The organism is Pseudoalteromonas sp. TB64 (genome assembly GCF_000498095.1).
In the GTDB taxonomy this organism is placed as follows: Bacteria; Pseudomonadota; Gammaproteobacteria; order Enterobacterales; family Alteromonadaceae; genus Pseudoalteromonas.
In genome coordinates, this window is sequence record NZ_AUTQ01000202.1 from 1 (window position 1) to 10915 (window position 10915).

A 10915-nucleotide genomic window follows, 5' to 3' on the forward strand; every position below is an offset into this window, starting at 1 on the left:
CCCTTATTTCATTCGATTACAGCTCATGACCCACTTTAAAGAAGCCCACTTAGCTCACCAGTCTCAGCAATAGCGCGATAATAAGCAGCTTGAGAGAATGATAGTGGTGTATTTACACTGTGGCTCTCCACCGCTTTGGGCACTAAAACATTCTACTGCATATGCGTAGCGCACCGACTTCACATTGTAGAAAGCCCGAATCTAACGGTTCGGGCTTTTTTACGTCTGCAGAAAAGTGAAGTATGGGGGAATAACGCACAACTCACACCCTACACTCCCATTAATATCCCTTATTTCATTCGATTACAGCTCATGAACCACTTTTAATAAGCCCACTTAGCTCACCAGTCTCAGCGATAGCGCGATAATAAGCAGCTTGAGAATGATAGCGCCGTATTTACACTGTGGCCCTCCACCGCTTTGGGCACTAAAGCATTCTACTGCGCGCACCGACTTTACATTGAAAAGACCCCGAATCTAACGATTCGGGCTTTTTATATCGATTCGGTTAAATAAGTGGTCTATTTTGAGGTAAGAAAATCGTGTCGACAAAAAGGCAAAAATTTCATTATTTAGTTGTTCTATATTAGACATTTTTAACGCAGTTAGCGTCAGGTTTAATCCCTCAAATTGATTAAGTATTATTGCGGATTGGTATTACTTCTGCAGAAAAGTTAAACGTGGGTAGATGGCAGATAGAATCTACTCTCGTCCTCCTCAATTATGCTTATAAATATCTCAATGCAAAAGCCAAGCTGCTTTCTCATGATAGCGTAGTATTTTCACTAATCGCGATAAGTGCGACAGAACTCTACTGGGTAAAGCACTAACTTCACATTTAAAACCCTTTTTAAAGGTTGGCTTTCTCTGTATTTGAAAATAGTTCTTTTTATATTAATAATTAAATAAAGAGGTACAAATAAGGATGAAAAGTAATCTTTTACATTTCGGTTTTTGGCAGCCACATTCGATTAGGGTATGATAGTGCTTAATTGAAACAGTAAATCGGATAACGATGAATCAGTTAAGTGCTAAGCAAAATATTCAAGCAATTGTCAAAGCTATTAAAACAGAGGAAGTATTATTACGTGAAAAGCATCCGTTGCTTGCTCACCAAAATACGCTAGGTCTAGCTATACTATTATTATCGCTAGGGGCTTTGATTGGTGCTGGGGTTTTATATTATTTAACAATTATACCAGCTTGGGTATGTATTATATTAGCAGCGATTGCTACATCTATTTCTCATGAGCTTGAACACGATCTGATCCATAAACAGTATTTTAGTAACCTACCATTTATGCATAACTTTATGATGTTAACTGTATGGCTAATGCGCCCTAATACAGTAAGCCCATGGTTTAGGCGTAAAATGCATTTACATCATCATAAAACGTCTGGCACTCAACAAGACTTAGAAGAACGTTTAGTTGGCAACGGTATTAAAAATCCTTTTTTACGTGCTGTTGTTATTATGGATGGATTATTAGGGCTTACTATTAACGCTAAGCGTTTTAAAAAAGAAATTGATGGGTTTAGTTTCTTTAAGGTATTTAATGCGGGATTTCCAATAGCCACTTCGTATTTTATTGTTTTGTATAGCGTAATAATCTTTAATATTGCTGATTTATTTATTCCGCTTACGTTAAATTCACCAGAATGGTTATTGAATACAATGAACGTATTTGAGTTTTTGATGGTGGTATTAATTATTCCAAATATTATTCGTTCAAGCTCGCTTAATTTTGTGACTTCAAGTATGCACTATTACGGTGGTGTTAATAATATGCTTGAACAGACTCACGTATTAACGAGCCGTTTGTTTATGCCATTCCACCTTTTTTGTTTCAACTTTGGTAAAACGCATTCAATCCATCATTTTGTGCCAAATCAGCCATTTTATTTACGTCAAATGCTGAGTGAAAAAATACTTAAAGTTATGGCTCAACATAACGTACGCTTTAATGATTTTGAGAGTATTAAAAACGCAAATGCATACAATCCTAATTAAAAAATTGATTGCCTAGTTAGCTAACAACTTAATTAATTGCATTATTTTTGTATCTAAACTGATATAAAAATTCATTTATTAAGTTTTAGCTAATGGTATAATTAAATTTAGTAGTGAAGGTACATTAATTTGAATTGAACTACTAACTACTAACTACTAACTACTAACTACTAACTACTTAAAGCTGCTGTGCTTTAAAAAAACTTCGATATACTTTCTCATCTAAGCCTATTTATAGACAGATAAGCATTTTCTCACTTACATCAGAGATACTTACTTTATTACTAATTATTACCGCTATTTTATCATTTGCTTTTGCATTTATTGATAACACCAAGGAAGTTAATTAAATTGTTGAACTTATTAAGTTTACTTTATGAGGATTAATACTTTGATTCTTTTACTTACTTACTTACTTACTTACTTACTTACTTACTTACTGCTTAAGTTTTAAATTTATATATTACGTTAAAGCATAATTTCCAATTTAACATTACATTCTTCAATAGTGTCTTCGTACGTTTTTTCGATATAGCGTCGCATAATATCTGTTTTTCTAACAATAGGTTTAAAGTCGGGGTTTTCAGTAAGCGATCTATGTTGCAACTCAAGCACTTTTTTATCTTGATGTAATACTAAAAATTGAAATGGAGCTAAAAGTAATGCTTTTACTATAAAAGGAACTTTCGACTTTTTAAGGTAGGTCCGTAAAATTAATTTACATGCTCCATCTCTCTCTTCAATAATATAGATTACAACCGACATCTCAATCGCGTTATCTACAGTAATATATTCAAGTTCAATTATGCCAGGTTGCCTTATTCGACCAATACCTTTGGTAATCTGGCTCCCAAACAAGCGGCTTAAAATACCCGTTTGCTGTTTATCTTCAATATAGCTAGCTTCATAACCATCAATTACATTTTGCACGGTTACAGTGCATCGGTTTTTTAGTTTTGACGATCTGATTATGCTGGTGTGAATAGAGTGAGTATGCAGCGCGTCTAAAAAGTTTTCGGCTATTTCTATTTTATTAGCGTTAATTTTTTTTACTACTGTTGCATGCTCATGGGTAGGGGGAAGCATAGGGGTAAACAGTTCACTACAGCTGAATTTATTGCGACTTAACCATATTAGCCCATCGTATTCCTTAGCATAGAATAAAGTTAATAGTGGGGATGAATAAGACTTAAAGTTAGGATCTCCTGGTACATCAACTAATACGCCTTTATCGTTGAACTGCCAGCCATGATACATGCATTTTATATTTCCTTTTTTAACGCACCCATTCGATAAAGGTACGCCTCTGTGCGGACACGCATCTAAAAATGCACTTATGCCTTGTGATGTACGAAGCAATACAACATAACTTTCATCAAAACATACTCTTATAGGTTTTCTTTCTCCTAACTCTTTAGATACTGCAACAGGTAATATTGTTTTGTGTTTCATAATTTGTAACGTTTTACGATAGGGATGAATATATGCTTTAACAGCACTTGTAATACTTGCCAAATCAATCTTCTACCAAATAATAGATGTTTAGAATAGATTGCTGAATATTCAATATAAGGAGTGGCACCACGTAATAATTTAAATTTTGATGCGCCAGAGCTTGCGTTAAAAACGAGGTTTTTGTCTTCTGTATATTGTAGTGTAGATATTACTAATAATCGATATAAACCTAATTTGGTTGGTTTTTTTGTATCATACCCAACAATAGGTAAAGTAACGACTCCATCTATTTCAAATCGTCCGCCAACAGCATCTAAAACCCCATTCTTGTTACGAAAACCTTCAATATAAAAGTTTGGATGCTCAATAATCATTTCGATATAAGAGTGGGTGAATTTAGGATTATGTTGCGAGTACTTTTCTATATACAGTGCATTATAAAGTTCAACAATTCTAGGTATGTCACTAGGTAGTATTTTATTTTGAGGCACATAGCAATAGTCCGTTTTATTTAAAAGCTTTCTATCCATTTTGTAATTATGAGTTTTCGAAAAGTCGTTAATTCTCTTATCAAAAATATATACTTGGCGTGTGGGTATAAGCTCAAAGCCCAGCTCTAAAAAGTACTCAATTAAATTTCTATTCGTGTAATAGTTTAAAGAGCGATACATTAATAAATGAGTAGGGTAGTTAGCTACTAGCGTTTTTTTTGATTCATTAATATGTGTTTTTTTTAACGATGCAGGAAATAGATTGGTAGAAAGCAGCCAATTATTAACCTGACAAATTTTATTTATTTTTGACTTTTTTAAAATGATATCAAAAATGTAAATTAGCCCATTTACAGCGTATTGAATAAAAATCGAATCGACTTTTTCTAGCTCTTCTTTGCAATAAGGTACTAATGCAGTGTAAGGAGAGCAGACATAACTATTTTGATAATCAGAGTCGTTAATTGTTATCGGTAATACAAGGCTACTTGATACGCTTAGCTCATCCATTTTTGTTACAACATTACTAATATGGCATAAATACGGGTTGTTAAAACTTGAAATATAATGGCTAACAGCTTGTTTTGAATAAAGGGGAGGCGTTTTATTGATCATCAAAGTCTTCTCCATCCCATTCTATATCAAACGTAGAAGCCGCTCTTAGTGATGTGAGTGTTTTAATAGATATGGTTATAATTTCAAATAATGAAAGCAATGAAAATAAAATAAATGAACGATCGTTTTTTACTGATATAACATCAGTCGCTGCTTGATAATCGCTTTTCCATTGTTTGAATTGCGCGTTCTTTAAAGCGATAGGCAAACCAATTAATAACATGGCAAGTGTGATCATTTTAGGTGTTTTAAATTCATTTTCACACGTAGGTGTATGTCTTTGCCCCAAAAAGGCAGATGATAAAGAGCTTGTTGATAGCAAGTGCAGCCCACTAGTTGCCCGAGGGTTGCATTCTAATAGATAAATATTTTGTGCATTCTCAATTACATCAAAACTTATTTGTCCTGTAATATTATTTTTTTTACAAAATGCTTTTATTGCCACCGAAATTTTTTTATTAATAACAGGCGTAAAATAAATACCCGCTCCCATTTTTACCTTGTGCTTTGAGGTATAGATACTATCAAATAAAACGACACCATTATTAGCGATAGCGTAAGAGCTATATTCAATGCCTTTAACTTTATTTTGAATAATAAATTGTTGTTCTAATTGCTTATCAACAAGGGTTAGCACGTCACAAAAATTAGGCTCAATTAATACGCCAGTCCCAAACCTACAAAACTCTTTTTTAATTACTTGCTCCTTGTAGATTTTTTTAGCTAATAAAGCTGCACCACTTAATATTTTAGTATTTGGGTTGCTGAATCCTGTATTTTTAGCTGCACAATAAATAGCGTGCTTACTATGTAACTTTTTTATTAAATTAAAATCAGGGCAAAAAATAGTACTGTGAGGTTCTAAGTCGGGTTTAACCGCCGAAATATAAAATACTTCTTCGCATGTTGGTATTACTACGTCGATATTATATTGTTTTAAAATAGATTTTATGTCGTTTTTAAATCGCAGCAGTGACGCTTTTGGAGCCGTAATACGAAATGTTTTTTTTACACATTTTGAGTGCTTAGCAAGTGGAAATGCTAAAGAGTCAGCCATGTAAATAATGTGTCCATCACGAAATAAGTTTCTAGCTAACTCTAAAGCGGCAGGGGCTCTGGCACCGGTAATTAAAAAGTTAGCCATTACACAACCTCACTACTCTGCGTTGCTTTTCCATACCTACTTTGAGTGGTATTGCTTTAAAGGTATATTCTGGCGGTATTACTGATAACCGTCGCCAAAGATTATCTAAACCTTGAGTAATATTATTAATTATTTTTGGTGTTAATGGATGAATCTCAATGAGTACTTTATTTTTATCTGTTTGTGTAAGCTTGTAATGTTCAATCTCATCGGAGCTAGAAATAATAGTATTACGAATATAGTCAGAAAACACATCGACGTCGGCGCCTGTAATCCCTTTAAACTTTAGTACATCATCACAACGCCCTTCAATATTTTTGATTCGGGTCATTGCAGAGCCGCATTCACAAGGTGTAGTGTCTTCAATTAATACGTCATCAAGTAAGTATCTAACAACCGGTTGTGTTGTCCTTCTTAAATCCGTCACTATGGGACTAAAGCGACCTGTTGATTTATCAAGCCATTGCTTTTCAATTATGCAGGTGTCTTCATTTAAGTGTAAATTACCAGCGGAGCAAGTCGCGGCTAAAAAACCTTCTGTGCATTGGTATATTTGTTCTACCTTAATATTAAAGCGTTGCTCAATAATTTGCCTGTCTTCATGCTCAAGTACTTCTGCAACGGCTATTACTCTGCTTGGTGAAATACGGGTAGGGCTTTGTGCAATTCGTCTTAATACACTGCCTGGGGCTATTAAAAGTGTCGGAGAAAAATTATTAAGCTCATCAATGTTTGCGCTAATGCCATTTATTAAATCAAAAAATTGAAAGCTAACCATTAATCCATTAGCACTTTGATACAAGTTATTATTAGCTCTTAAAAAAAATGCAACGCGGTGTTTTTTAATCGATAAAGGCAACATTTTACCAATAATATATCCAACCCATTGCGCTTGTTCTTGCTCACTAACTACAAATAAGCCTCTGTTACCACTAGTACCCGACGATAATCCGACGCTAAATTCTTTGTATTCCGGCTTAAAGTTTCGAGAACGCTCTGATTGAATAGCGATATTTAATGCATCTTTTTTTACCAATTTTTGTGTATTAATCGTATCAAAGTTATTCATATGAATAGCTTTATTAATAACAGGAAACTGAGCTAAATTATCTGTTGAATATAATGAGTAAAAACTCGATTTAACGAGCACATTGCGTCGAAAAGCGTTAAATGCTTTTAATTGCATTTTATCAATTTTTTCTCGAGATAAATGCTTCCCTCTTTTTGCTAATAAGTACCCTTTTAAAAAAGCGAGTAGCCTTCTAACTTTGTTGAACACGGCAATACTCTTTAAATGAAAGCTCACAATGAGAAGGGATTATTTTTATATCTTTGCTATTACCGTAAAGCTGCCCTAAAGAATCAAGTGTTTCAATATACGCTTTGCGGCTATCCATAATTAAATAAGCTAATGGATTGGGGTATAAGCTTTTCTCGTATGCATCTTTTGTCCAAGCAGCATCGCCCACCAAAAAGGTGCCTGCTTTTGTACCAGTACAAAATAATCCATAATGTCCTGCAGCATGACCTGGCAGATTTATCGCAAATAAAGACCCATCATTAAAAATATCAAAACCACTGTGAAATGGGCGCAGCTTTTGAGTTAATGCAGTTGGTTTTAAATCTTCAATAAAAGAGCAGCGTTTATGAAAATCAGTAGGAATTAATTTTTTTAAATAACCCTTAATTAAACCACTTAACTTTCCTAGTTTCATAATTTCGGTAAATGCGACCTTAGAACAAATAAACTTAGCATCTGGGAAGTCTAATAACCCCGCAATATGATCAGCGTGGAAATGCGAGATAAAAATATATTTTATGTCTGAAGGATGTATTCCGTTACTAATTAATTGTTCGGTTAATTGCTCTTTGCAGCCTAGTTTCATCGGTGTAAGTATACTGTAAGCCTTTTCGGGAAAGCGTTTTGTTACACTGCTAAAGCGTTTAGCATAGCCTGTATCAAATAATATAAGCCCCTTTGTAGGGTGCCTTATTAAGCCAACATGCGCCGGAAACTTCATTTTACTTAAATTGCAATTGCCAAGCACCATCGCTTCGGGGTGCCAACAATGGCCCACTTTATATAACTCAAGCACGGTCAGCCTCCCATTTTAGGTAATTATCTACAGCATCTTCAATTGAATAAGACGGCTTATATCCAAGCCTGCTTTTTGCTTTATCAATATTTAATACCTGAGTGTGAGCCAATAAACCAATGCCGTACATTGTTAATCTTGGTTCACTTTTGTTCATTAATTTTGCATTTTTTTCGAGTAACCATGCAGCTGCAAAAATTAACTTATAGGGTAATTTTATATATTTAACTTTTTTATTTTTAAGTGCTAGGTTAAGTAAATCTTTTACTCTCATGGGCTGGTCGTTCGAAATATTAAAAATTTCACCATTTAAATTATCTACAGTTGCACACAATATTAAGGCTTTAACAACATTCTTAACGTAGGTTACATCAACAATGGCTTCGCCGTTATTAAGTAGCGGAAAATAGCCATTTTTTGCAACGCGAAGCAAGCGTGGCATTATTGATTCATCACCATCACCAACGATCCCTCTTGGTCTTACTACAACAACATTAACTTTATTTTTTGCTTTTAAAACGACTTGTTCACCAAGGTATTTTGTTTTTGCATAATCGTTGGCAAAACAGCGAGCAACAGGGTGATTTTCACTAATGTTTACTTCATTTTTATATTCAAAATAAACACTCGTTGATGAAACATACACTAACTTTTTAATATTATACTTTTCGCAGCACGTAATTATATTTTTAGTGCCTTGCACATTAACATTATAAAAATCTGTGTATTTCCCCCAAACCGATGATAAAGCCGCGCAGTGAAAAACCACATCGGCATTTTCAAACACTACATCTAAGCTTTTGCTATCTGCAATGTCTACGGATCTATATTCAAGATTGGTTGATGAGGTGTTGGTTATATGCGAAATGTTTCTAGCTAAAACAATTACCTGCCAATTTAATGCCGTAAGTGCTTTAACTAAGTGCCTTCCTAAAAAACCGGTACCGCCAGTTATAATCGCTTTCATTAAAGCTCCATAATAAGCCCGCCAAGGCTTAACCCTGCAGACGTGCCAATTATTAATACTTTGTCGCCACTTTTAATCGCTCGATGTTTAAATAGCTCATTCATTGCAGTGGGAATAGATGCCGCTATTTGATTTCCTCTTTCGCTCAAAATATTAATTAATTTATGCTCTGGCACACCTAAGCGCTTTTTTAAATGCTCTAATGCTAAGTTACTTGCCTGATGTGGGACTATCCAATCTATATCGTTTAATTCAACATTTGCTTTACCCAGCAGCTTATTTAAAAATGCAGGCATAACTTTTGCTGTTAAGCGGTATGCAATTTTTCCATGCATTTCAAATAAACCGTATTTTTTATAATCTTCGTCAATAATTTTACTCGGATGATATGTGCTGCCACCACCACGAATTTGGCACGACTCATAACCTTCACTATGGGTTTCAAAGTGGCTACCTAGTACTCTTTGGCTTGTGTTACTTGATTGCCCAATGATGATAGCTGCGGCACCATCACCAAACATTCCGCCAACTTCGGAGTCATTCCAATCTATACCAACAGACGCTATTTCGGATGAAACTAATAAAATGTTTTTATACGTCGCGTTTTGAATTAAAGCATTAGCAACATTAATTGCAGCAACAGCACTGAGGCAAGTCATATTAATGTCGAACGTGGGAATGGGGGCTTTTAAACCAAGTAACCGATGAAGATTAGCGCCATTATAGGGAATGGCTTGCTCCATAGTTCCAGAGGCTGAAATGATGCAATCAATATCAGTCAAATCAAAATTAGCATGTGTGAGTGCTTCTTTAACTGCTTTAACGCCAAGCTCGCCCGCAGTTTCGTTACTTGAATAACGCCTTTGCTTTATACCTGTTCTTATTTCGGTTGTACCTAGCGGTTCACCCCGAAAAGTGTCAATTTCGCAAGAGCTCACAATTCTACTTGGGTTAGCGATCCCAATTCCTTTTATCGTTACACCAATCATATTTTACTCATTACAGGTTCGTGCAATAAGTGCTTACCTACAGATTGAGCACTTAGCTATCACTTAAAAAATACATTGTGACTATAAAACAATGACAAAGCACGATACCAGATTTATACATTAAATAAAGTGGGTTAAAACCGCTCTGTGTTTGAAGGCATATCACTGCGTAATAAAATAAATTGAAAATATCGAGATGCGAAAGTGATATGGCAATAGAGTTATATAAATAACCATGTAAGTGTTAATAACTACGCGGGGATAAAGGACTTAAAATTATTTGAATTTAAGAGGAAATATAGAGATATAAAGTTTTAATAACAATGAGATAAAGCGATAACAGTGTTATCACTTTATAAATTTATCTACTAACTACCTACCAGCGACTTCTTTTTGTCCTTTAAACCATTTGTAGGTATCTGGGTAATCAAATACTAAAGATACAAAATTTGTAATAAATAGTGCCCATAAAAAAGCACTATAAATCCCATCGCTTAAAGGCAGTGCACTGTAAATAATCCCCAGCATTATTGTCCATGGCAATAAATGCGGTAAAGCCATCAATCTCGAGAAGCCTCGGTTATAAATCATTACAAATAAATTAAGCAGTAAGCCCGCGTAGGCAAGGCATGTTATTAATAAACCCGAAGTGTTGTTAATAAAGTAAAGGGTAAGCATATTAATAGGTGCAAGCCATAACCCTACCCAAATTTTCACCCAATTAGGTAATGTTGAAAACGATTGCCAAATATCAATTAATAAACTGTTTTTTTGAGCTGGTGATGAAGGCATTAATAACTCCAATAAATAATACAGTAGTTCAAATAGCTATTTATAGTGCGATTATAAAGAGGTTTGAGTAAGCATACTTGTAAAAGGAGATTTTTACTTAATACCTAGATTCAAATTGTAAGTGCATAACTTGTTTTGGCTAGATTAAGTGGTCAGTTGCTCATAAGCTAACTGCTTTTTCTCCGGCAAGAGATTTTACAATGAGACATTACAAACAACTGACCTATGCGCAAAGATGCCAGATCGCCGTTCTAAAGAAAAGTGGTTTTACGCAACAAAGTATTGCTGAGCTAACTAATTTATCGCAATCTACGATTTCAAGAGAGCTTTCTAGAAATACAGGTAAGCGAGGTTA

The 10915-nt window shown here is 34.6% G+C and carries 10 protein-coding genes; 2 read left to right on the forward strand and 8 right to left on the reverse strand.

What is annotated here, in order from left to right; translation table 11 throughout:
* The first annotated feature begins 1015 nt into the window (after positions 1-1015).
* The gene (locus L647_RS0116875; protein WP_024612094.1) at positions 1016-2011 is read left to right on the forward strand and encodes a fatty acid desaturase; all 996 of its coding nucleotides are present in this window, start codon (positions 1016-1018) and stop codon (positions 2009-2011) included.
* Positions 2012-2479: 468 nt separating this feature from the next.
* Here the strand turns inward: L647_RS0116875 and L647_RS0116880 are convergent, their stop codons facing one another.
* The 8 genes from L647_RS0116880 to L647_RS0116915 form a co-directional block, all read right to left on the reverse strand.
* Positions 2480-3463, reverse strand: coding sequence for a Rieske 2Fe-2S domain-containing protein (locus L647_RS0116880; RefSeq protein ID WP_024612095.1), 984 nt, complete (start codon positions 3461-3463; stop codon positions 2480-2482).
* On the reverse strand, positions 3460-4572 hold the full coding sequence (locus L647_RS0116885; protein ID WP_024612096.1) for a hypothetical protein: 1113 nt from the start codon (positions 4570-4572) through the stop codon (positions 3460-3462). The genes L647_RS0116880 and L647_RS0116885 overlap by 4 nt, the downstream gene beginning before the upstream one ends.
* Complete coding sequence (locus L647_RS0116890) at positions 4562-5716, reverse strand: ATP-grasp domain-containing protein (RefSeq protein ID WP_024612097.1); 1155 nt, start codon at positions 5714-5716, stop codon at positions 4562-4564. The genes L647_RS0116885 and L647_RS0116890 overlap by 11 nt, the downstream gene beginning before the upstream one ends.
* The gene (locus L647_RS0116895) at positions 5709-6995 is read right to left on the reverse strand and encodes a F390 synthetase-related protein (protein ID WP_024612098.1); all 1287 of its coding nucleotides are present in this window, start codon (positions 6993-6995) and stop codon (positions 5709-5711) included. Before L647_RS0116895 ends, L647_RS0116890 begins: the two co-directional genes overlap by 8 nt.
* Positions 6979-7812 (reverse strand): MBL fold metallo-hydrolase, encoded by an 834-nt coding sequence (locus tag L647_RS0116900; protein ID WP_050582000.1) that lies wholly within the window; start codon positions 7810-7812, stop codon positions 6979-6981. The genes L647_RS0116895 and L647_RS0116900 overlap by 17 nt, the downstream gene beginning before the upstream one ends.
* On the reverse strand, positions 7805-8779 hold the full coding sequence (locus tag L647_RS0116905) for an NAD-dependent epimerase/dehydratase family protein (RefSeq protein ID WP_024612100.1): 975 nt from the start codon (positions 8777-8779) through the stop codon (positions 7805-7807). The genes L647_RS0116900 and L647_RS0116905 overlap by 8 nt, the downstream gene beginning before the upstream one ends.
* Positions 8779-9768, reverse strand: coding sequence for a 3-oxoacyl-ACP synthase (locus L647_RS0116910; protein WP_024612101.1), 990 nt, complete (start codon positions 9766-9768; stop codon positions 8779-8781). The genes L647_RS0116905 and L647_RS0116910 overlap by 1 nt, the downstream gene beginning before the upstream one ends.
* 372 nt (positions 9769-10140) lie before the next feature.
* Positions 10141-10560, reverse strand: coding sequence for a hypothetical protein (locus L647_RS0116915; protein ID WP_024612102.1), 420 nt, complete (start codon positions 10558-10560; stop codon positions 10141-10143).
* A 200-nt stretch (positions 10561-10760) separates the two neighbouring features.
* Between L647_RS0116915 and L647_RS1000000125410 the strand changes: the two genes are divergently transcribed.
* The coding region (locus L647_RS1000000125410; protein WP_139015429.1) for a helix-turn-helix domain-containing protein at positions 10761-10915 on the forward strand (155 nt) is incomplete at its 3' end.